General features: G+C 61.9%; 28 protein-coding genes. All 28 read left to right on the top strand.

Annotated features, from left to right (window positions below):
• A partial coding sequence (locus tag Q8N40_RS15040; RefSeq protein ID WP_305712361.1) for a class I SAM-dependent methyltransferase occupies window positions 1-491 on the top strand: 491 nt, incomplete at its 5' end.
• A 140-nt stretch (window positions 492-631) separates the two neighbouring features.
• Entirely contained in the window at window positions 632-2,593 is a 1,962-nt protein-coding gene (locus Q8N40_RS15035; RefSeq protein ID WP_305712360.1) for an ABC transporter ATP-binding protein, read from the top strand.
• Between the two features lie 705 nt (window positions 2,594-3,298).
• On the top strand, window positions 3,299-3,670 hold the full coding sequence (gene rpsL, locus Q8N40_RS15030) for a 30S ribosomal protein S12 (RefSeq protein ID WP_011473880.1): 372 nt from the start codon (window positions 3,299-3,301) through the stop codon (window positions 3,668-3,670).
• 14 nt (window positions 3,671-3,684) lie between these two features.
• Window positions 3,685-4,155 carry a 30S ribosomal protein S7 gene (gene rpsG / locus Q8N40_RS15025; protein ID WP_305319000.1) on the top strand — a complete coding sequence of 157 codons (471 nt, stop codon included), beginning with the start codon at window positions 3,685-3,687 and terminating at the stop codon, window positions 4,153-4,155.
• 32 nt (window positions 4,156-4,187) lie between these two features.
• Window positions 4,188-6,260, top strand: a complete 2,073-nt coding sequence (gene fusA, locus Q8N40_RS15020) for an elongation factor G (protein WP_305712359.1) — start codon at window positions 4,188-4,190, stop codon at window positions 6,258-6,260.
• A gap of 39 nt (window positions 6,261-6,299) precedes the next feature.
• Complete coding sequence (gene tuf / locus Q8N40_RS15015; RefSeq protein ID WP_305712358.1) at window positions 6,300-7,490, top strand: elongation factor Tu; 1,191 nt, start codon at window positions 6,300-6,302, stop codon at window positions 7,488-7,490.
• Between the two features lie 86 nt (window positions 7,491-7,576).
• A complete protein-coding gene (rpsJ, locus tag Q8N40_RS15010) occupies window positions 7,577-7,885 on the top strand; it encodes a 30S ribosomal protein S10 (protein ID WP_013166261.1) in 309 nt (102 codons plus the stop codon).
• Between the two features lie 52 nt (window positions 7,886-7,937).
• Complete coding sequence (gene rplC / locus Q8N40_RS15005; RefSeq protein ID WP_304743667.1) at window positions 7,938-8,672, top strand: 50S ribosomal protein L3; 735 nt, start codon at window positions 7,938-7,940, stop codon at window positions 8,670-8,672.
• 1 nt (window position 8,673) lies between these two features.
• Entirely contained in the window at window positions 8,674-9,294 is a 621-nt protein-coding gene (gene rplD / locus Q8N40_RS15000) for a 50S ribosomal protein L4 (RefSeq protein ID WP_304743665.1), read from the top strand.
• A complete protein-coding gene (locus tag Q8N40_RS14995; protein ID WP_304743663.1) occupies window positions 9,291-9,590 on the top strand; it encodes a 50S ribosomal protein L23 in 300 nt (99 codons plus the stop codon). Before rplD ends, Q8N40_RS14995 begins: the two co-directional genes overlap by 4 nt.
• Before the next feature lie 12 nt (window positions 9,591-9,602).
• Window positions 9,603-10,436 (top strand): 50S ribosomal protein L2, encoded by an 834-nt coding sequence (gene rplB / locus Q8N40_RS14990; protein ID WP_305712357.1) that lies wholly within the window; start codon window positions 9,603-9,605, stop codon window positions 10,434-10,436.
• 12 nt (window positions 10,437-10,448) lie between these two features.
• Window positions 10,449-10,727 carry a 30S ribosomal protein S19 gene (rpsS, locus tag Q8N40_RS14985; protein WP_027536815.1) on the top strand — a complete coding sequence of 93 codons (279 nt, stop codon included), beginning with the start codon at window positions 10,449-10,451 and terminating at the stop codon, window positions 10,725-10,727.
• A 23-nt stretch (window positions 10,728-10,750) separates the two neighbouring features.
• Window positions 10,751-11,137, top strand: coding sequence for a 50S ribosomal protein L22 (rplV, locus tag Q8N40_RS14980; protein WP_215606213.1), 387 nt, complete (start codon window positions 10,751-10,753; stop codon window positions 11,135-11,137).
• Window positions 11,138-11,158: 21 nt separating this feature from the next.
• Window positions 11,159-11,857: a 30S ribosomal protein S3 gene (rpsC, locus tag Q8N40_RS14975; protein ID WP_305712356.1), complete on the top strand. Its 699-nt coding sequence runs from the start codon at window positions 11,159-11,161 to the stop codon at window positions 11,855-11,857.
• A gap of 31 nt (window positions 11,858-11,888) precedes the next feature.
• A complete protein-coding gene (gene rplP / locus Q8N40_RS14970; RefSeq protein WP_304743659.1) occupies window positions 11,889-12,302 on the top strand; it encodes a 50S ribosomal protein L16 in 414 nt (137 codons plus the stop codon).
• Between the two features lie 9 nt (window positions 12,303-12,311).
• Window positions 12,312-12,518, top strand: a complete 207-nt coding sequence (gene rpmC, locus Q8N40_RS14965) for a 50S ribosomal protein L29 (protein WP_304743658.1) — start codon at window positions 12,312-12,314, stop codon at window positions 12,516-12,518.
• 9 nt (window positions 12,519-12,527) lie between these two features.
• Window positions 12,528-12,776 (top strand): 30S ribosomal protein S17, encoded by a 249-nt coding sequence (rpsQ, locus tag Q8N40_RS14960; protein ID WP_079571012.1) that lies wholly within the window; start codon window positions 12,528-12,530, stop codon window positions 12,774-12,776.
• 78 nt (window positions 12,777-12,854) lie between these two features.
• Window positions 12,855-13,223: a 50S ribosomal protein L14 gene (gene rplN / locus Q8N40_RS14955; RefSeq protein WP_011158785.1), complete on the top strand. Its 369-nt coding sequence runs from the start codon at window positions 12,855-12,857 to the stop codon at window positions 13,221-13,223.
• The gene (gene rplX / locus Q8N40_RS14950; protein WP_305712355.1) at window positions 13,223-13,537 is read left to right on the top strand and encodes a 50S ribosomal protein L24; all 315 of its coding nucleotides are present in this window, start codon (window positions 13,223-13,225) and stop codon (window positions 13,535-13,537) included. The genes rplN and rplX overlap by 1 nt, the downstream gene beginning before the upstream one ends.
• Window positions 13,530-14,087, top strand: coding sequence for a 50S ribosomal protein L5 (gene rplE, locus Q8N40_RS14945; protein WP_304866528.1), 558 nt, complete (start codon window positions 13,530-13,532; stop codon window positions 14,085-14,087). The genes rplX and rplE overlap by 8 nt, the downstream gene beginning before the upstream one ends.
• Window positions 14,088-14,144: 57 nt before the next feature.
• Complete coding sequence (gene rpsN, locus Q8N40_RS14940; RefSeq protein ID WP_291860752.1) at window positions 14,145-14,450, top strand: 30S ribosomal protein S14; 306 nt, start codon at window positions 14,145-14,147, stop codon at window positions 14,448-14,450.
• Between the two features lie 12 nt (window positions 14,451-14,462).
• Window positions 14,463-14,861, top strand: coding sequence for a 30S ribosomal protein S8 (gene rpsH, locus Q8N40_RS14935; protein WP_291860755.1), 399 nt, complete (start codon window positions 14,463-14,465; stop codon window positions 14,859-14,861).
• A 13-nt stretch (window positions 14,862-14,874) separates the two neighbouring features.
• Window positions 14,875-15,408, top strand: a complete 534-nt coding sequence (rplF, locus tag Q8N40_RS14930) for a 50S ribosomal protein L6 (RefSeq protein ID WP_304743654.1) — start codon at window positions 14,875-14,877, stop codon at window positions 15,406-15,408.
• Between the two features lie 11 nt (window positions 15,409-15,419).
• Window positions 15,420-15,782, top strand: coding sequence for a 50S ribosomal protein L18 (gene rplR, locus Q8N40_RS14925; protein ID WP_305319465.1), 363 nt, complete (start codon window positions 15,420-15,422; stop codon window positions 15,780-15,782).
• Between the two features lie 60 nt (window positions 15,783-15,842).
• A complete protein-coding gene (gene rpsE, locus Q8N40_RS14920; RefSeq protein ID WP_305319464.1) occupies window positions 15,843-16,415 on the top strand; it encodes a 30S ribosomal protein S5 in 573 nt (190 codons plus the stop codon).
• 35 nt (window positions 16,416-16,450) lie between these two features.
• Complete coding sequence (gene rpmD, locus Q8N40_RS14915; protein ID WP_304871681.1) at window positions 16,451-16,645, top strand: 50S ribosomal protein L30; 195 nt, start codon at window positions 16,451-16,453, stop codon at window positions 16,643-16,645.
• Window positions 16,646-16,754: 109 nt separating this feature from the next.
• Entirely contained in the window at window positions 16,755-17,243 is a 489-nt protein-coding gene (rplO, locus tag Q8N40_RS14910; RefSeq protein WP_305319463.1) for a 50S ribosomal protein L15, read from the top strand.
• Between the two features lie 151 nt (window positions 17,244-17,394).
• On the top strand, window positions 17,395-18,726 hold the full coding sequence (secY, locus tag Q8N40_RS14905) for a preprotein translocase subunit SecY (RefSeq protein WP_305712354.1): 1,332 nt from the start codon (window positions 17,395-17,397) through the stop codon (window positions 18,724-18,726).
• Window positions 18,727-18,768 lie beyond the last annotated feature (42 nt).

The following is an 18,768-nucleotide window of genomic DNA, read 5'->3' as shown; positions in this document are numbered from 1 at the left end:
CGCTGCGCGCCCGCGGGATCGATGCGTGGGGCATCGAGAACAACCGTACGATCCACGCCCGGACGCCGAAGGAACTGAAGAAATATTGCAAGTTCGGATCGATCGTCGATATGCCGTTCAAGAGCGGGGAATTCGACTTCGTGTTCGAGACCAGCCTGTGCCATGTCGCCGAAAAGCAGGTTCCCCGCGCCATTCGCGAACTCAACCGCGTGGTGAAGACCGGATTGGTATTCGGATCGGTGACGTCGGACATGGCGCCGGCGCTGATCGACCGCTACGACCTGCTGCGGGGCGTGAAGAAGCTCGGCACCTGGTGGGAATGGTCGGAGCTGTTCTTCGGCAACGGGTTCGACCTGTCGATGCACCGCCGCGACTGTACGGACGCGCTCTGGGCGGCGACGCTGGCCGCCAACAAGGGGCCCGGCCAGTGGTATGCGGACTCCGACAGCCTGCGCTACTCGTTCTTCGACAAGGTCGAAGCCGACGATTAGGCGAATGGCCGGCCTTCCAATTATTTTGCCGAACGCATATTGATGGCATAGGTTGATGGCATAGGATCGCGGCCGTGGCTCCCCTCGGCGGCTTCCCTCGATTTTGCGGTCATGCCGGCCGTGCAGCATCGGTTGGTTTCATGGCGCCCAAGCCTCCTTCATCGGAAGATCCGAAGCCTGCCGCCGCAGGCGGTCCGGCTGCGCCTGATCTCGACAAGAAACCGGCCAAGCCGCCCGAGCATGACCTGGATCTGGACGACGACGATGATGATGAGGATCTCGTCGTCTATACCGCGCAGGAAGCCGCTGGCGCGTTTGCGACGATCTATGCGTTCGTCCAGCCGTTTCTGGGGAACTACAGAAAAATGCTGGTATTCGTCAGCATCGGCGTCGTGGTCGAGACGCTGTTCAACGTCATCATGCCGCTGAGCCTGAAGTTCCTGATCGACGACGCGCTCGGCGAAGAGGATTTCCAGGCGCTCTACACCATCCTCGGGGTGCTCGCGGTAGCCGGCATCATCACCTCGATCGTCGCGATATGGTACGAGCGATGGGACGCCAAGCTTGCGTCCTCCATCATCGCCGACGTGCGGGCTCGCCTGTTCGGCCATGTGCAGGACTTGCCAGCGGGCTATTTCGCACGGACCCAGCGCGGCGAGATCCTGTCGCGGTTTTCCATCGACCTTGCGGCCTTCGAAAACTCGATCAAGACCTTTGCCAACAGCGCGGCATTGCCGTTCCTGGAACTGATCGCCGGCATTATCCTGATGCTGTTCCTGAACTGGCAGCTTGCCGCCGTGGCGCTGCTGATATTTCCGATCACGCTGATCGGCCCGCGGCTGCTGACGCCGAAGGCGGTGCAGGCGAATTACGATCAGAAGCTGCAGGAATCGTCGCTGCTAGGCATGGTGCAGGAAAACGTCGCGGCGCAGGCGGTGGTCAAGGCGTTCAGCCTGCAGCGCCGCGCCTTCGGCTGGTTCCGCCTGCGCAACAGCCAGGTTCGCGACAGGACCGCTTCCGCGGTATTCCTGTCGACCATGGTCGAGCGTTCGGTCACGATCTCTGTGTTGCTGCTGCATCTGGTGGTGCTCGCGATCGGCGCCTACCTCGCCACCAAGGGCCAGATCACGATCGGAACCTTCGTGACGTTCGAGAGTGCGTTCTGGGAGGTGTCCTACAACATCGCCCATCTGATGCATTTCATTCCGGTGTCGATCCAGTCGGCGGCGGCGGTGCGTCACATTCAGGAACTGCTGGATGAGCCGACCCGCGGCGCCGATCGATCGGGCGCCCCCGACCTGCCGCGCATTACCAACGACATCACCTTCGACCGCGTGTCGTTCAAATACGAGGGCTCCGAGACGCCGGTGCTCGACAATCTCAGTCTCAAGCTCAATGTCGGCAAGACCATTGCGATCGTCGGCCCGAGCGGCTCCGGCAAGAGCACGCTTTTGAATTTGATCCTCCGCCTGTACGTGCCGGATGGAGGGCGTCTGACCATCGACGGCGTCGACATCCGGCGGGTGACCGTGGAATCGCTGCGCAGCAGCATGGCGGTGGTGTTCCAGGAGAACATGCTGTTCAACATGTCGATTCGGGAAAACATCCGGCTTGGCAAGGAAGGTGCGACCGACGAGGAGGTAGAAGAGGCGGCGAAGAATGCCGAAATCCACAGCTACATCATGAGCCTGCCGGAGAAGTACGATACGGAGGTCGGCGAGCGCGGCGACACGCTGTCGGGCGGGCAGCGCCAGCGCATCGCAATCGCCCGCGCCATTGTCCGCAATCCCTCCGTGCTGCTGCTCGATGAGGCGACCTCAGCGCTCGACCAGACCACCGAAGCCGCCATCAACAAGACGCTGATGAAGCTGGCCCAGGGCCGCACCATGATCTTCTCGACCCACCGGCTGACCTCGGTGGTCGAAATGGACGAGATCATCGTGATCTCTGGCGGCAGGGCGATCGAGCGCGGTTCGCACGAAAAGCTGCTCGCCGCCAACGGCGTCTATCGCAGGCTGTGGGACGACCAGAGCCACAAGCGGCATCATGTGGCCGACGAGGCGCATGGCGACGACGATGACGACGATGACGATGAGGATTGAGCCGGAAAACACCGCAGATCAGGACCAGGGTAGGGCCGACTGACGCCAATTCGATCGATCAGGGCGATTCTGGGCCGAGAGCGCCTATTTTATCCGGATAATATTAACATTGAGCTGATCCCCAGCCTGCAAAGCCCCGGACGGGTGGAAAAGGGAGCCGCGCGGGCGCGCAGAGATTCGCCGCTATCTGCCGAAAGCGGCAATTCCGGCGTTGGTTGAAACTCACGCGCACGCCAGTTATGCATGCGCCACAGGCGTTTCTTTCGCTGTCGTTTCGCCTTGACTTGGCTATCCGCCGCCGATAAAACCCGCGCACTTGACGACAGGCGGTGAGCGACGCCAGAGTCGGAACGGGTCACCCTTATTCATCCTTCGGGATCGAGACGGGCACCAACCTCGACGAATGCCGCTCAAACGCTGTCGATGATAGCTAGGCACTGCCAGGACGATCTTGGTTCTCTCGAGCAAGTTCTCTTGAGATTGATTTCGGATGCATGACCTCGGTAGCCGATTGAACAGCGCAAGCTGATCAGTCACGACCGCGGTCCTCTGTGGCGTGAAGCGCTTTCCGCTCAGCAATGAGTGGTTGGCGCGATTTCGCTTTGCGCGGTCGTTTCCGTGTGAGGCGGTCGGATGGGACGGGTGTCCCGAATGGATTTGCGAAGCCGATAACGGTTTCGCGTGAACTAAAGGGTGAAGGCTGACATGCCGACGATCAACCAGCTGATCGCAAGTCCGCGCGTCGTTCAGAAGTCGCGCAAGAAGGTGCCGGCGCTGCAGCAGTCGCCGCAGAAGCGTGGCGTGTGCACGCGCGTCTACACCACGACCCCGAAGAAGCCGAACTCGGCGCTTCGTAAGGTGGCCAAGGTGCGCTTGACCAACGGCTTCGAGGTCATCGGCTACATTCCGGGTGAAGGCCATAACCTTCAGGAGCACTCGGTGGTCATGATCCGCGGCGGCCGCGTCAAGGATTTGCCCGGCGTGCGTTACCACATTCTCCGCGGCGTCCTCGATACCCAGGGCGTCAAGAACCGTAAGCAGCGTCGTTCGAAGTACGGCGCGAAGCGTCCGAAATAATCGGGAACAGATAGATGTCTCGTCGCCATTCTGCTGAAAAGCGTGAAGTGAACCCGGATCCGAAGTTCGGGAACATCATCATCACGAAGTTCATGAACTCGGTCATGTACGACGGCAAGAAGTCTGCCGCCGAGAGCATCGTCTATGGCGCGCTCGAAATGATCGAAGCCAAGACCAAGCAGGGCCCGCTGCCGGTTTTCGAGCAGGCCCTGGAAAACGTGATGCCGACCATCGAAGTTCGTTCGCGCCGCGTCGGCGGCGCCACCTATCAGGTGCCGGTCGAAGTCCGCAACGTCCGCCGCCAGGCTCTCGGCATCCGGTGGATCATCACGGCTGCGCGCGACCGCAATGAAAAGACGATGACGGAGCGGCTCTCGGCCGAGCTGCTCGACGCGTCGAATGGCAGGGGCAACGCCGTCAAGAAGCGAGAAGATGTGCATCGGATGGCTGAAGCCAACCGCGCCTTCTCGCACTATCGCTGGTAAACGGCGAAACAACGGATTTTAAGGAACAACCCATGCCCCGCGTTCATGCCATAGAGGACTACCGCAACTTCGGTATCATGGCGCATATCGATGCCGGCAAGACCACGACCACCGAGCGTATCCTGTATTATACCGGCAAGAGCCACAAGATCGGCGAAGTGCACGAAGGTGCCGCGACGATGGACTGGATGGAGCAGGAGCAGGAGCGCGGCATCACGATTACGTCGGCTGCCACGACCGCATTCTGGGAAGGCAAGCGCCTTAACATCATCGACACCCCCGGCCACGTCGACTTCACCATCGAAGTCGAGCGTTCGCTGCGCGTGCTCGACGGCGCGGTATGCGTGCTGGATTCGAACCAGGGCGTCGAGCCGCAGACCGAAACCGTCTGGCGTCAGGGCGACAAGTACAAGGTTCCGCGCATCGTCTTCGCCAACAAGATGGATAAGACCGGCGCCGATTTCTACAAGTGTCTGCAGGACATCATCGACCGCCTCGGCGCCAAGCCGATCGCGATCCAGCTTCCGATCGGCTCCGAGAACAATTTCAAGGGCCTGATCGATCTGGTGAGGATGAAGGGCGTGGTGTGGGAAGACGAGAAGCTCGACGCCCCCTTCAAGGACATCGATATTCCCGAGGACATGGTCGAGAAGGCCAAGGAATACCGTGAGAAGCTGCTGGAATCCGCCGTCGAGCTCGACGACGAGGTTCTCGCCGCCTACCTCGACGGCCACGAGCCCGACGAAGCCACGCTGAAGCGCATGATCCGCAAGGCCGTGCTGACCGGCGCGTTCTTCCCGGTGCTGTGCGGCTCGGCCTTCAAGAACAAGGGCGTTCAGCCGCTGCTCGACGCGGTGGTGGACTATCTGCCGTCGCCGGTCGACGTTCCCGCCATCAAAGGCGTCGATGAAGACGGCAACGAAATCGTCCGGCTTCCGAACGACAAGGAGCCGCTCGCGCTGCTCGCGTTCAAGATCATGGACGACCCGTTCGTCGGCACCATCACCTTCTGCCGCATCTATTCCGGCACGCTGCTTTCGGGCACCGGCGTCATCAATTCGACGCGCGACCGCAAGGAGCGCATCGGCCGCATGCTGCTGATGCATGCCAACAACCGCGAAGACATCAAGGAAGCCTATGCCGGCGACATCGTCGCCCTGGCAGGCCTGAAGGAAGCCCGCACCGGCGACACGCTGTGCGACGCCAACAAGCCGGTAATTCTGGAAAAGATGGAATTCCCGGAGCCGGTCATCGAAATCGCGATCGAGCCGAAGTCGAAGGCCGACCAGGAAAAGCTCGGCGTCGCGCTGGCGAAGCTGGCCGCGGAAGATCCGTCGTTCCGGGTTTCGACCGACCAGGAGTCCGGTCAGACCATCCTCAAGGGCATGGGCGAACTCCATCTCGACATCAAGGTCGACATCCTGCGCCGCACCTACAAGGTCGACGCCAATATCGGCGCGCCGCAGGTGGCGTTCCGTGAGCGCGTCACCAAGAAGGCGGAAGTCGATTACACCCACAAGAAGCAGACCGGCGGTACCGGCCAGTTCGCGCGGGTCAAGTTCGTCGTCGAACCCAACGAGCCCGGCAAGGGATTCGAATTCGAATCCAAGGTCGTCGGCGGCGCGGTGCCGAAGGAATACATCCCCGGCGTCGAAAAGGGCCTCAACAGCGTACTGGGTTCCGGCGTCGTCGCCGGCTTCCCGGTGGTCGATGTCAAGGTGACGCTGGTGGACGGCGCCTATCATGACGTCGACTCCTCGGCACTGGCCTTCGAAATTGCCTCGCGCGCGGCATTCCGCGAAGCGCTGCAGAAGGGCAAGTCCGTCCTGCTCGAGCCGATCATGAAGGTCGAATGCGTGACCCCGGAAGACTATACCGGTTCGGTCATCGGCGATCTGAATTCGCGGCGCGGCCAGATCCAGGGTCAGGACATGCGCGGCAACGCCAACGTCATCAACGCGATGGTGCCGCTCATGAATATGTTCGGTTACGTGAATAACCTGCGCTCGATGAGCCAGGGCCGCGCAACCTTTACGATGCAGTTCGACCACTACGCGGAAGCCCCGGCCAACGTGTCGGCGGAAGTCCAGAAGAAGTTTGCCTGATTGTCGTTAGCGGCAGTTAACGACTGAACGGAGAGAGTCATGGCCAAAGCAAAGTTTGAACGTAATAAACCGCACTGTAACATCGGAACGATCGGTCACGTCGACCATGGCAAGACGTCGCTGACGGCGGCGATCACCAAGGTGCTGGCGGAGTCCGGCGGTGCGACGTTCACCGCGTACGACCAGATCGACAAAGCGCCGGAAGAGAAGGCGCGCGGCATCACGATCTCGACCGCACACGTCGAGTACGAGACCGCCAACCGCCATTACGCTCACGTCGATTGCCCGGGCCACGCCGACTACGTGAAGAACATGATCACGGGTGCCGCGCAGATGGACGGCGCGATCCTGGTGGTGTCCGCGGCCGACGGCCCGATGCCGCAGACCCGCGAACACATCCTGCTGGCCAAGCAGGTCGGCGTTCCCGCGATGGTCGTGTTCCTCAACAAGTGCGACATGGTCGACGATCCGGAACTGCTCGAACTCGTCGAGATGGAAGTCCGCGAATTGCTTTCGAAGTACGACTTCCCGGGCGACGACATTCCGATCATCAAGGGTTCGGCTCTCGCCGCGCTTGAAGACAAGGACAAGAAGCTCGGTCACGACGCGATCCTCGAACTGATGAAGGCGGTGGACAGCTACATTCCGCAGCCGGAGCGTCCGATCGATCTGCCGTTCCTGATGCCGGTGGAAGACGTGTTCTCGATCTCGGGCCGCGGCACCGTGGTGACTGGCCGCGTCGAGCGCGGCATCGTCAAGGTCGGCGAGGAAATCGAGATCGTTGGTCTGCGCGATACCCAGAAAACCATCGTCACCGGCGTTGAAATGTTTCGCAAGCTGCTCGACCAGGGCCAGGCCGGCGACAACATCGGCGCGCTGCTGCGTGGTACCAAGCGCGAGGAAGTCGAGCGCGGTCAGGTGCTGTGCAAGCCGGGTTCGGTCAAGCCGCACACCAAATTCAAGGCCGAGGCCTACATTCTGACCAAGGAGGAGGGCGGTCGTCATACCCCGTTCTTCACCAACTACCGGCCGCAGTTCTACTTCCGCACCACCGACGTGACCGGTGTCGTGCATCTGCCCGAAGGCACCGAAATGGTGATGCCGGGCGACAATATCGCGATGGAAGTGCACCTGATCGTGCCGATCGCGATGGAAGAGAAGCTGCGCTTCGCGATCCGCGAAGGTGGCCGCACCGTCGGTGCCGGCGTCGTCGCAAGCATCATCGAGTAAGCGAACAGGGAATGGCGAGCGGCGGGTGACCACCCGCTGTTCGTTTCCCACCATCGCAAAGAAGACGACAAAGAAAGACATCGGCAATGAACGGCCAGAATATCCGCATCCGTCTCAAGGCGTTCGATCATCGGATTCTCGATGCATCGACCCGCGAGATCGTCAGCACGGCGAAACGGACCGGTGCACAGGTTCGCGGACCCATTCCGCTGCCCACCCGCATCGAGAAGTTCACCGTCAACCGTTCGCCGCACGTCGACAAGAAGAGCCGTGAGCAATTCGAGATGCGCACGCACAAGCGTCTTCTCGACATTGTCGATCCGACCCCGCAGACAGTCGATGCCTTGATGAAGCTCGACCTGGCCGCCGGTGTCGACGTCGAAATCAAGCTCTGATTTTTTAGATCCCGTCCGAAGCTAGCGGACAGAAAGAACAGGAAGCACGCCGATGCGCTCCGGAGTGATCGCACAAAAGGTCGGAATGACGCGGGTCTTTACGGAGACCGGCGAGCATATCCCCGTGACCGTGCTGAAGCTGGGCAATTGCCAGGTTTTGGGTCACCGCACGACCGAAAAGAACGGTTATGTCGCGCTGCAACTCGGTTCGGGCACCCGCAAGACCGTGTATCTGCCGAAGGCGGAACGCGGCCAGTTCGCGGTCGCCAAGGTCGAGCCCAAGCGCAAGGTCACCGAGTTCCGCGTGTCGGAAGACGCGCTGATCCCGGTCGGCGCCGAAATTCAGGCGGACCACTTCGTGGTCGGCCAGTTCGTCGACGTCACCGGCACCTCGGTCGGCAAGGGTTTTGCCGGCGGTATCAAGCGCTGGAATTTCGGCGGATTGCGCGCCACCCACGGTGTCTCGGTCTCGCATCGTTCGATCGGTTCGACCGGTGGACGCCAGGACCCCGGCAAGACGTTCAAGAACAAGAAGATGCCCGGTCACATGGGCGTCGATCGCATCACCACGCTTAATCTGCGCGTCGTGCAGACCGACGTGGCGCGCGGCCTGATCCTCGTCGAAGGCGCCGTTCCCGGCTCCAAGGGCGGATGGATCGCGGTACGCGATGCCGTAAAGAAGGCGTTGCCGAAAGACGCGCCGAAGCCGGGCAAGTTCCGCCTGGCCGACGGTGGCGGCGAACAGGCTCCCGCAGCCGAAGCGCCGGCCGAGCAGGAGGGCGTGTGAGATGGAATTGAAAGTCACAACGCTTGAAGGCAAGGCGGCTGGTTCGGTTCAGCTGTCGGATGCCATTTTCGGTCTCGAGCCGCGCAAGGACATCATCCAGCGCTGCGTCAACTGGCAGCTCGCCAAGCGTCAGGCCGGCACCCACAAGACGCAAGGTCGCGCCGACGTGTGGCGCACCGGCAAGAAGATGTACAAGCAGAAGGGCACCGGCGGTGCGCGTCACGGCTCGGCCCGGGTGCCGCAGTTCCGCGGCGGTGGCCGTGCGTTCGGTCCGGTGGTCCGCTCGCATGCCTTCGATCTGCCGAAGAAGGTTCGCGCTCTGGCGTTGCGCCATGCGCTGTCCGCCAAGGTCAAGGACGGCGGCCTGATCGTGATCGAGTCGGCCGTGCTGGAAGCTGCCAAGACCAAGGCGCTGGTCGGACACTTTTCGGGTCTCGGTCTCACCAATGCGCTGATCATCGATGGTGCCGAAGTTCACAACGGTTTCGCCGCGGCGGCCCGCAACATCCCGAACATCGACGTGCTGCCGATCCAGGGCATCAACGTCTATGACATTCTGCGACGCCACAAGCTGGTCCTGACCAAGGCGGCGCTCGATGCGCTGGAGGCGCGCTTCAAATGAAGAATATCGATCCGCGCCATTACGACATCATCGTCTCCCCGGTCGTGACCGAAAAGGCGACGATGGCGTCCGAGCACAACAAGGTTGTGTTCAAGGTCGCCAGCAAGGCGACCAAGCCGCAAATCAAGGAAGCCGTCGAGAAGCTGTTCGACGTCAAGGTCAAGAGCGTGAACACGCTGGTGCGCAAGGGCAAGACCAAGGTCTTCCGTGGCACCTTCGGTTCGCAGTCGGACGTGAAGCGTGCGATCGTGACCCTCGAAGAGGGCCACCGCATCGACGTCACCACCGGGCTATAAGGCGATACGACGATGGCATTGAAAAAATTCAACCCCACGACGCCGGGCCAGCGCCAGTTGGTGATGGTCGATCGTTCGGCGCTCTACAAGGGCAAGCCGGTGAAGGCGCTGACCGAGGGCAAGCACTCCTCTGGCGGCCGCAACAACACCGGTCGCATGGTCGTGCGCTTTCGCGGCGGCGGTCACAAGCAGACCTATCGCATCGTCGACTTCAAGCGCACCAAGGTCGACATGCCCGCCACCGTCGAGCGGCTGGAATACGATCCGAACCGCACCGCGTTCATCGCGCTGATCAAGTATACCGACGGCACCCAGGCCTACATTCTCGCCCCGCAGCGTCTGGCGGTCGGCGACACCGTGATCGCCGGCAACTATGTCGACGTGAAGCCGGGCAATGTCATGCCGCTGGGCAACATGCCGATCGGCACCATCGTGCACAATGTCGAACTGAAGATCGGCAAGGGCGGCCAGATCGCGCGTTCGGCGGGGACCTACGCCCAGCTGGTCGGTCGCGACCATGACTACGTCATCGTGCGCCTGAATTCTGGCGAACAGCGCCTGGTCCACGGCCGCTGCACCGGAACCATCGGTGCGGTGTCGAACCCGGATCACATGAACATCTCGATCGGCAAGGCCGGTCGTAACCGCTGGCTCGGCCGCAAGCCGCATAACCGCGGCGTCTCCATGAACCCGGTCGACCATCCGCACGGCGGCGGCGAAGGCCGCACCTCGGGCGGCCGCCACCCGGTGACGCCGTGGGGCAAGCCTACCAAGGGCAAGAAGACCCGCTCCAACAAGTCGACCAATCGATTCATTCTCATCAGCCGCCACAAGCGGAAGAAGTAAGGAACGCCGGACATGGTTCGTTCAGTCTGGAAAGGCCCGTTCGTCGAAGGCTCTCTGCTCAAGAAGGCAGATGCCGCGCGTGCGTCCGGCCGTCATGACGTGATCAAGATCTGGAGCCGCCGCTCGACCATCCTGCCGCAATTCGTCGGCCTGGTTTTCGGCGTCTACAACGGCCAGAAGCATGTGCCGGTATCGGTTAACGAGGAAATGGTGGGCCACAAGTTCGGCGAGTTCTCGCCGACCCGGACCTTCCACGGCCATTCTGGCGACAAGAAAGCCAAGAAGGCTTAGAGATTAGGCTTGAGGACTGAGCGATGAGCAAACCTAAGCGCGAACGGAGCCTCCCGGATAACGAGGCCAAGGCGATCGCCCGAATGCTGCGGGTGAGCCCGCAGAAGCTGAATCTTGTCGCGCAACTGATCCGCGGCAGGAAGGCATCGGCGGCGCTCGCCGACCTGCAGTTCTCGCGCAAGCGGATCGCGGTCGACGTCAAGAAGTGCCTGGAATCGGCGATCGCGAACGCCGAGAACAACCACGATCTCGAGGTCGATGATCTGATCGTCGCCGAGGCGCATGTCGGCAACGGCATCGTCATGAAGCGTTTCGCACCGCGCGGCCGTGGCCGTTCGGGCCGTATTTTCAAACCGTTCTCGCAGCTGACGATCGTCGTTCGTCAGGTCGAGGCCGAGGCTAGCGCTTAAAAGCGGGCGCAGGAGAGAACGATGGGTCAGAAAATCAATCCAATCGGACTTCGTCTCGGCATCAACCGGACGTGGGATTCCCGTTGGTTCGCCGGCAAGAACGAGTACGGCAAGCTGCTGCACGAGGATGTCAAGATCCGCGAGATCCTGCACAAGGAGCTCAAGCAGGCGGCCGTGGCCAGGATTGTGATCGAGCGTCCGCACAAGACGTGCCGCGTGACGATCCACTCGGCGCGTCCCGGCGTCGTGATCGGCAAGAAGGGCGCCGACATCGACAAGCTGCGCAAGCGGGTTGCCGACATCACCGCCTCCGACGTCGTCATCAACATCGTCGAAATCCGCAAGCCCGAACTCGACGCCACCCTGGTCGCCGAATCGATCGCCCAGCAGCTGGAGCGCCGCGTCGCGTTCCGTCGCGCCATGAAACGCGCGGTGCAGTCGGCGATGCGTCTCGGCGCCGAGGGCATTCGTATCAACTGCTCGGGCCGTCTCGGCGGCGCCGAAATCGCCCGCATGGAATGGTATCGCGAGGGCCGGGTGCCGCTGCACACGCTGCGCGCCGACATCGACTACGGCGTCGCGACCGCATTCACCACCTTCGGCACCTGCGGCGTCAAGGTCTGGATCTTCAAGGGCGAAATCCTTGAGCACGACCCGATGGCCCAGGACAAGAAGATGGCCGAGGGCGACAATTCGCGGCCGCGTCGCGACGCTGCTTGAGCGCAATAGAGAAGGTTTGAGGGCGTAAGCCATGATGCAACCAAAGAAGACGAAGTTCCGGAAGGCGCACAAGGGCCGTATCCACGGCGTTGCGACCTCTGGCGCGACGTTGTCGTTCGGCCAGTTCGGCCTGAAGGCGATGGCGCCCGAGCGGATCACCGCCCGTCAGATCGAAGCCGCACGTCGCGCGCTGACCCGTCACATGAAGCGTGCGGGCCGGGTCTGGATCCGCATCTTCCCGGACGTGCCGGTGTCGAAGAAGCCCGCCGAAGTCCGCATGGGCTCCGGCAAGGGTACCCCGGAATTGTGGGTGGCCAGGGTCAAGCCCGGCCGGCTGATTTTCGAGATCGACGGCGTCACCATCCAGACCGCGAAAGAAGCGCTGTCGCTGGCCGCCGCCAAACTGCCGATCAAGACGCGCTTCGTCGCGCGCATTGCCGAATAGGATGTGATCATGGCCGAGATGAAAACCGCCGATGTTCGTGCGATGAGCCCCGATCAGATGGACGACGCCGTCCTCAATCTGAAGAAGGAGCGCTTCAACCTGCGCTTCCAGCGCGCCACCGGGCAGCTGGAGAACACCTCGCGGCTGCGTGAAGCCCGCCGCGACATCGCCCGTATCAAGACCATCGCCGCGCAGAAGCGCGACGCGAAGAAGTAAGGGGCCGACATGCCGAAACGTACGCTTCAGGGTGTGGTCGTCAGCGACAAGCAAGCCAAGACGGTTGTGGTGCGCGTCGATCGGCGCTTTACCCATCCGATCTACAAGAAGACGATTCGCCGCTCGAAAAATTACCATGCGCACGACGAGAACAACGAGTTCAAGCCGGGCGACCAGGTGTGGATCGAGGAGAGCAAGCCGATCTCGAAGTTGAAGCGCTGGACGGTGGTCCGGGGTGAACAGAAGAAAACGGCCTGATTTCAGCGGCCTGGCCGCAAGACTTCAGGAAAATTTTAAGCGCGGATAAGCGCATCAGAAAGAGGACGAGGTGCATCAATGATTCAGATGCAGACCAACCTCGACGTGGCCGATAATTCCGGCGCACGCCGTGTCATGTGCATCAAGGTGATTGGGGGCTCCAAGCGCCGCTATGCCACCGTGGGTGACGTCATTGTCGTGTCGATCAAGGAAGCAATTCCGCGCGGCAAGGTGAAGAAGGGCGACGTGATGAAGGCTGTCGTGGTGCGGGTCCGCAAGGACATCCGCCGCGCCGACGGCTCGGTCATCCGCTTCGACCGCAACGCCGCCGTGCTGATCAACAACCAGTCCGAGCCGATCGGCACCCGCATCTTCGGGCCGGTGCCGCGCGAGTTGCGCGCCAAGAACCACATGAAGATCATTTCGCTCGCGCCGGAGGTGCTGTGATGGCTGCCAAGATCCGGAAGGGCGACAAGGTCATCGTGCTGAGCGGTCGCGACAAGGGCCGCATCGGCGAGGTGTTCGAGGTGCGTCCCGACGCCAACAAGGCGCTGGTGCGCGGCGTCAACATGATCAAGCGCCACCAGAAGCAGACCCAGGCGCAGGAGGGCGGCATCATCCAGAAGGAGTCGCCGATTCACCTGTCCAACATCGCGATCGTCGGCAAGGACGGCAAGCCGACCCGCGTTGGTTTCAAGATTCAGGCCGATGGCAAGAAGGTTCGTATTGCCAAGAGCTCGGGAGCAGAGATCGATGGCTGAGACCGCTTACGTTCCGCGTTTACGCGAACAGTTCGACAAGGAAATCCGCGGCAAGCTGACCGAGCAGTTCGGCTATGCCAACGTCATGCAGGTGCCGCGCCTGGACAAGGTCGTGCTCAACATGGGCATCGGCGAGGCGGTCAACGACCGCAAGAAGGCGGAGCTTGCTGCCGCCGATCTTGCGCTGATCGCCGGCCAGAAGCCGATCGTGACCTATTCGCGCGTCGCCATCGCGACCTTCAAGCTGCGTGAAAACCAGCCGATCGGCGCCAAGGTCACGCTGCGCAAGGCCAAGATGTACGAGTTCATCGACCGCCTGATCAACGTGGCATTGCCGCGCGTGCGGGATTTCCGTGGCCTCAATCCGAAGAGCTTCGATGGCCGCGGCAACTACTCGCTCGGCATCAAGGAGCATATCATTTTCCCCGAAATCGACTTCGACAAGATGGGGGAGACATGGGGCATGGACGTCACGGTGTGCACCACGGCGCCGACCGACGACGAAGCGCGTGCCTTGTTGACCGCATTCAATTTCCCGTTCCGGCAGTGAGAAGCTGACAGCCTTAGAGCTATCTGCCTCTCAAACGCGGAAACCCAGGAGCCAAGCATGGCAAAGAAAAGTTCGATCGAGAAGAACAACCGCCGCAAGCGGATGACCAAGAACGCAGCGCCCCGGCGCGCGAAGCTCAAGGCCATCATCGCCGACAAGAAGAAGCCGATGGAAGAGCGCTTCGCCGCGACGCTGAAGCTTGCCGAGATGCCGCGCAATTCGTCGGCGACCCGGATCCGCAATCGCTGCGAAATGACCGGCCGTCCGCGCTCGGTCTACCGCAAGAACAAGCTCAGCCGCATCGCGCTGCGTGAACTCGGGTCCAAGGGCCTGGTTCCCGGGCTCGTGAAGTCGAGCTGGTAAGGGGGTCGGAACATGTCAACGCACGATCCGATCAGCGATCTCATCACCCGCATCCGCAACGCACAGATGCGCGCCAAGCCCAAGGTCTCGACCCCGGGCTCGAAGATGCGCGCCAACGTGCTCGAGGTCCTCAAGAGCGAGGGCTACATCCGCGGCTACGCCAGCGTCGAGCATGCGTCCGGCCGCAGCGAGCTCGAGATCGAGCTGAAGTATTTCGATGGCGAGCCGGTCATTCGCGAGATCGAGCGGGTATCGAAGCCGGGGCGGCGTGTTTACGCCTCGGTCAAGAACCTGCCGCGCGTCAACAACGGTCTCGGCATTTCCGTGTTATCGACGCCGAAGGGAATCATGGCTGACCACGAAGCGCGCGAAGCGAACGTGGGCGGCGAAATTCTCTTCACGGTGTTCTGAGGAAGGAATCACTATGTCACGTATCGGCAAGAAGCCTGTGACGGTTCCGTCGGGTGTTACCGCGACCGTCGAAGGCCAGACCGTCAAGATGAAGGGGCCGAAGGGCCAGCTTCAGTTCATCGTGCACGACGACGTCGAAGTGAAGTTCGAGAACGGCGAAGTCAAGGTCGCGCCCAGGATCAAGACCAACCGGGCGCAGGCCATGTACGGCACCGCGCGCGCCCAGGTCGCCAACCTGGTCGAGGGCGTCACCAAGGGTTTCGAGAAGAAGCTCGAGATCACCGGCGTCGGCTATCGCGCCGCGTTGCAGGGCAAGAACCTGCAGCTGGCGCTCGGCTACAGCCACGACGTCGTCTATGCGATCCCGGAAGGCATTGCCATTACGGTGCCGAAGCCGACCGAGATCATCATCGCCGGAAACGATTCCCAGCGCGTCGGCCAGGTCGCCGCCGAGATTCGCAGCTATCGGCCGCCGGAGCCCTACAAGGGCAAGGGTGTGAAGTATTCCAACGAATTTATCTTCCGCAAGGAAGGCAAGAAGAAGTAACGGAGCCGGCCATGTCGAGACTCAAGATCACGAACGACCGGCGCAAGAAACGCGTGCGGCTGTCGCTGCGCCGCACCGCCAGCGGCCGTCCGCGGCTGTCGGTATTCCGCTCGTCGAAGCACATCTACGCGCAGGTCATCGACGACCTGAAGGGCGAGACGCTGGCGTCGGCGTCATCGCTGGAGAAGTCGATGCGCGAGACCGGCAACACCGGCGCCAACATCGACGCGGCGAAGGCCGTCGGCAAGCTGCTGGCGGAACGCGCCGTGAAGAACGGCGTCACCGAAGTGGTGTTCGACCGCGGCGGGTATCTCTATCACGGTCGCGTCAAGGCGCTCGCGGATGCGGCGCGTGAAAGCGGCTTGAGCTTCTAGGTTTTGGTTTGAACGGACACAGGGTCGGGAGCGCAAGCTCCTCAAGGATTGGAAAACACCATGGCAGGTGAACGCGAACGCGGTGGCGGCCACAGGGGCGGCCGGGAAGAGCGTGACAGCGAATTCGTCGACAAGCTCGTCCACATCAATCGGGTGGCGAAGGTCGTCAAGGGCGGCAAGCGCTTCGGTTTTGCGGCGCTGGTCGTGATCGGCGATCAAAAGGGCCGGGTCGGATTCGGCCACGGCAAGGCGCGCGAAGTTCCCGAGGCAATCCGCAAGGCGACCGAGTCGGCCAAGCGCAACCTGACGCGCGTCGCGTTGCGCGACGGCCGCACGCTGCATCACGATATCGCCGGCCGTCATGGCGCGGGCAGGGTCTATCTGCGCGCGGCGCCGGCGGGTACCGGCATCATCGCGGGCGGCCCGATGCGCGCGGTGTTCGAGAGCCTCGGCGTCCAGGACGTGGTGGCGAAGTCGATCGGTTCGTCGAACCCCTACAACATGGTTCGCGCGACCTTCGACGCGCTGAAGCATCAGGATTCGCCGCGTTCGGTTGCAGCGCGCCGCAACATCAAGGTGTCCACGCTGCAGTCGCGCCGTGTCGGCGGCGACGCCGAAGTGGTCGCCGAATAACAACACGCGCATCAGCGCTTTTCGGAGTTATCGTCATGGCCAAGGCCGCAAAGATGATCAAGGTCGAGCAGACCGGCAGCGCGATCCGCCGCCATCACTCGCAGCGCGCGACGCTGATCGGCCTCAACCTCAACAAGATCGGCCGGGTGACCGAGCTGCAGGATACCCCTGCAATTCGCGGCATGATCGCGAAGGTTCAGCATCTCGTCCGCGTCGTCGACGAGAAATAAGTTCACGTCGTCCCGAGGCGGCCGCGAGCGCGGTCTTCTGGGGATGACAACCATCGCCCTTCGAGGCTGACACGCCTCAGGACGACGGCAGGTAAGAAGGAAGCGAACGATGAAACTCAATGATATCGCCGACAAAGCCGGCTCGCGCAAGGCGCGCATGCGGGTCGGACGGGGCATCGGTTCAGGCAAGGGCAAGACGGCGGGGCGCGGCGGCAAGGGCCAGACCGCGCGTTCCGGCGTGCGCATCAAGGGCTTCGAAGGCGGCCAGATGCCGATCCATCGGCGCCTGCCGAAGCGCGGCTTCAACAACATCTTCCGGCTCGATTTCGCCGAGATCAATCTCGACCGGCTGCAGGACGCGATCGACGCCAAGCTGATCGACGTCAGCGAGACCATTACGGTCGAATCGCTGGTCAAGGCCAAGGTGGTGCGGCGTCCCAAGGCCGGCATGCGGCTGCTCGGCCGCGGCGAAATCAAGGCCAAGCTGAATATCGAGGTTCACGGCGCTTCGAAGACCGCCATCGCGGCGATCGAGAAGGCGGGCGGCACGGTGAAAATCCTGGCGCCGGCAAAGAAGGACGAAGGCGAGGCGGCGTAACATCTGCGTCATCGCCCGCGCCAGCGGGCGGTCCGGCATGCCGAGACGGTAGATTTTTCGAAAGCCGAGCACCAAATTGATGTCCGGCGTCTGCTGAATGTCCTACCTTTTGGAGGGATGACGGCATACGGGGCGCGGGAGAAAGCCAAACATGGTCTCAGCAGCAGAACAACTTGCGGCAAACCTGAACTTCTCGGCGCTCGGAAAAGCCGAAGAGCTGAAGAAGCGCATCTGGTTTACACTGGGGGCGCTGCTTGTTTACCGGCTCGGCACCTATATCCCGCTGCCCGGCATCGATCCCGCGATCTGGGAGCAGGTGTTCAAGGCGCAGGCCGGTGGCATCCTCGGCATGTTCAACATGTTCGCCGGCGGCGGCATCAACCGCATGGCGATCTTTGCGCTGAACATCATGCCGTATATCTCGGCATCGATCATCATCCAGCTGTTGACCACCGTGTCGCCGAAGCTCGAAGCCCTGAAGAAGGAAGGCGAGGCCGGCCGCAAGACGCTGAATCAGTATACCCGCTATCTCACGGTGATTCTCGCCGTGTTCCAGTCCTACGGCATCGCCATCGGACTGCAGGGCGCCGGCAATGTGGTCAGCGAACCCGGCATGTTCTTCCTGATCTCGACCACGGTCACCCTGACCGGCGGCACCATGTTCCTGATGTGGCTCGGCGAGCAGATCACCTCGCGCGGCGTCGGCAACGGCATTTCGCTGATCATCTTCGCCGGCATCGTCGCGGAATTGCCTTCGGCGCTCGCCAGCATGCTGGAACTGGGACGCCAGGGCGCGCTGTCCACCGCGCTGATCCTGATCGTCATCATCATGTCGGTGGTGGTGATCGCCTTCATCGTGTTCATGGAGCGCGCGCAGCGGCGGCTCCTGATCCAGTATCCAAAGCGCCAGGTCGGCAACAAGATGTTCGAGGGCCAGTCCTCGCATCTGCCGCTGAAGCTCAATACCTCGGGCGTGATTCCGCCGATCTTCGCTTCCTCGCTGCTGCTGCTGCCGACCACGGTTGCCAATTTCAACGCCGGCAGCGGGCCGGAATGGTTTCAGTGGCTGAACACCCAGCTCAGTCATGGCCGGCCGCTGTTCCTGGTTTCCTACCTCGGGCTGATCGTGTTCTTCGCGTTCTTCTACACCGCGATCGTGTTCAACCCGACCGAGACCGCCGACAATCTCAAGAAACACGGCGGCTTCATTCCGGGCATCCGGCCGGGCGAACGCACCGCTGAATACATCGACTACGTGTTGTCGCGCGTCACGGTACTGGGTGCTGCCTATCTGGCGATCGTCTGTCTGATCCCCGAAATCCTGATCTCCTACGCCGCGGTGCCGTTCTACTTCGGCGGAACGTCGCTGTTGATTATTGTGGTGGTGACGATGGATTTCATGGCGCAGGTTCAGGCATACATCATGTCGCATCAGTACGAATCGCTACTCAAGAAGGCGAACTTCAAGGGCGGGATGTTTTGAGGATTGCTTCGGACGCCCCTCTTCTGAAGTCGGATAGCCAAG

It is taken from the genome of Bradyrhizobium sp. (assembly GCF_030693485.1).
GTDB lineage: Bacteria > Pseudomonadota > Alphaproteobacteria > Rhizobiales > Xanthobacteraceae > Bradyrhizobium.
Note: the sequence above shows the minus strand (reverse complement) of the source record. Positions and strands in the feature narration are given on the sequence as shown.

What these genes read in the sequence shown, in the direction of transcription:
- Q8N40_RS15035 (WP_305712360.1), top strand. Translation starts at nt 632, where the DNA reads ATGGCGCCCAAGCCTCCTTCATCGGAAGATCCGAAGCCTGCCGCCGCA.
- rpsL (WP_011473880.1), top strand. Translation starts at nt 3,299, where the DNA reads ATGCCGACGATCAACCAGCTGATCGCAAGTCCGCGCGTCGTTCAGAAG.
- rpsG (WP_305319000.1), top strand. Translation starts at nt 3,685, where the DNA reads ATGTCTCGTCGCCATTCTGCTGAAAAGCGTGAAGTGAACCCGGATCCG.
- fusA (WP_305712359.1), top strand. Translation starts at nt 4,188, where the DNA reads ATGCCCCGCGTTCATGCCATAGAGGACTACCGCAACTTCGGTATCATG.
- tuf (WP_305712358.1), top strand. Translation starts at nt 6,300, where the DNA reads ATGGCCAAAGCAAAGTTTGAACGTAATAAACCGCACTGTAACATCGGA.
- rpsJ (WP_013166261.1), top strand. Translation starts at nt 7,577, where the DNA reads ATGAACGGCCAGAATATCCGCATCCGTCTCAAGGCGTTCGATCATCGG.
- rplC (WP_304743667.1), top strand. Translation starts at nt 7,938, where the DNA reads ATGCGCTCCGGAGTGATCGCACAAAAGGTCGGAATGACGCGGGTCTTT.
- rplD (WP_304743665.1), top strand. Translation starts at nt 8,674, where the DNA reads ATGGAATTGAAAGTCACAACGCTTGAAGGCAAGGCGGCTGGTTCGGTT.
- Q8N40_RS14995 (WP_304743663.1), top strand. Translation starts at nt 9,291, where the DNA reads ATGAAGAATATCGATCCGCGCCATTACGACATCATCGTCTCCCCGGTC.
- rplB (WP_305712357.1), top strand. Translation starts at nt 9,603, where the DNA reads ATGGCATTGAAAAAATTCAACCCCACGACGCCGGGCCAGCGCCAGTTG.
- rpsS (WP_027536815.1), top strand. Translation starts at nt 10,449, where the DNA reads ATGGTTCGTTCAGTCTGGAAAGGCCCGTTCGTCGAAGGCTCTCTGCTC.
- rplV (WP_215606213.1), top strand. Translation starts at nt 10,751, where the DNA reads ATGAGCAAACCTAAGCGCGAACGGAGCCTCCCGGATAACGAGGCCAAG.
- rpsC (WP_305712356.1), top strand. Translation starts at nt 11,159, where the DNA reads ATGGGTCAGAAAATCAATCCAATCGGACTTCGTCTCGGCATCAACCGG.
- rplP (WP_304743659.1), top strand. Translation starts at nt 11,889, where the DNA reads ATGATGCAACCAAAGAAGACGAAGTTCCGGAAGGCGCACAAGGGCCGT.
- rpmC (WP_304743658.1), top strand. Translation starts at nt 12,312, where the DNA reads ATGGCCGAGATGAAAACCGCCGATGTTCGTGCGATGAGCCCCGATCAG.
- rpsQ (WP_079571012.1), top strand. Translation starts at nt 12,528, where the DNA reads ATGCCGAAACGTACGCTTCAGGGTGTGGTCGTCAGCGACAAGCAAGCC.
- rplN (WP_011158785.1), top strand. Translation starts at nt 12,855, where the DNA reads ATGATTCAGATGCAGACCAACCTCGACGTGGCCGATAATTCCGGCGCA.
- rplX (WP_305712355.1), top strand. Translation starts at nt 13,223, where the DNA reads ATGGCTGCCAAGATCCGGAAGGGCGACAAGGTCATCGTGCTGAGCGGT.
- rplE (WP_304866528.1), top strand. Translation starts at nt 13,530, where the DNA reads ATGGCTGAGACCGCTTACGTTCCGCGTTTACGCGAACAGTTCGACAAG.
- rpsN (WP_291860752.1), top strand. Translation starts at nt 14,145, where the DNA reads ATGGCAAAGAAAAGTTCGATCGAGAAGAACAACCGCCGCAAGCGGATG.
- rpsH (WP_291860755.1), top strand. Translation starts at nt 14,463, where the DNA reads ATGTCAACGCACGATCCGATCAGCGATCTCATCACCCGCATCCGCAAC.
- rplF (WP_304743654.1), top strand. Translation starts at nt 14,875, where the DNA reads ATGTCACGTATCGGCAAGAAGCCTGTGACGGTTCCGTCGGGTGTTACC.
- rplR (WP_305319465.1), top strand. Translation starts at nt 15,420, where the DNA reads ATGTCGAGACTCAAGATCACGAACGACCGGCGCAAGAAACGCGTGCGG.
- rpsE (WP_305319464.1), top strand. Translation starts at nt 15,843, where the DNA reads ATGGCAGGTGAACGCGAACGCGGTGGCGGCCACAGGGGCGGCCGGGAA.
- rpmD (WP_304871681.1), top strand. Translation starts at nt 16,451, where the DNA reads ATGGCCAAGGCCGCAAAGATGATCAAGGTCGAGCAGACCGGCAGCGCG.
- rplO (WP_305319463.1), top strand. Translation starts at nt 16,755, where the DNA reads ATGAAACTCAATGATATCGCCGACAAAGCCGGCTCGCGCAAGGCGCGC.
- secY (WP_305712354.1), top strand. Translation starts at nt 17,395, where the DNA reads ATGGTCTCAGCAGCAGAACAACTTGCGGCAAACCTGAACTTCTCGGCG.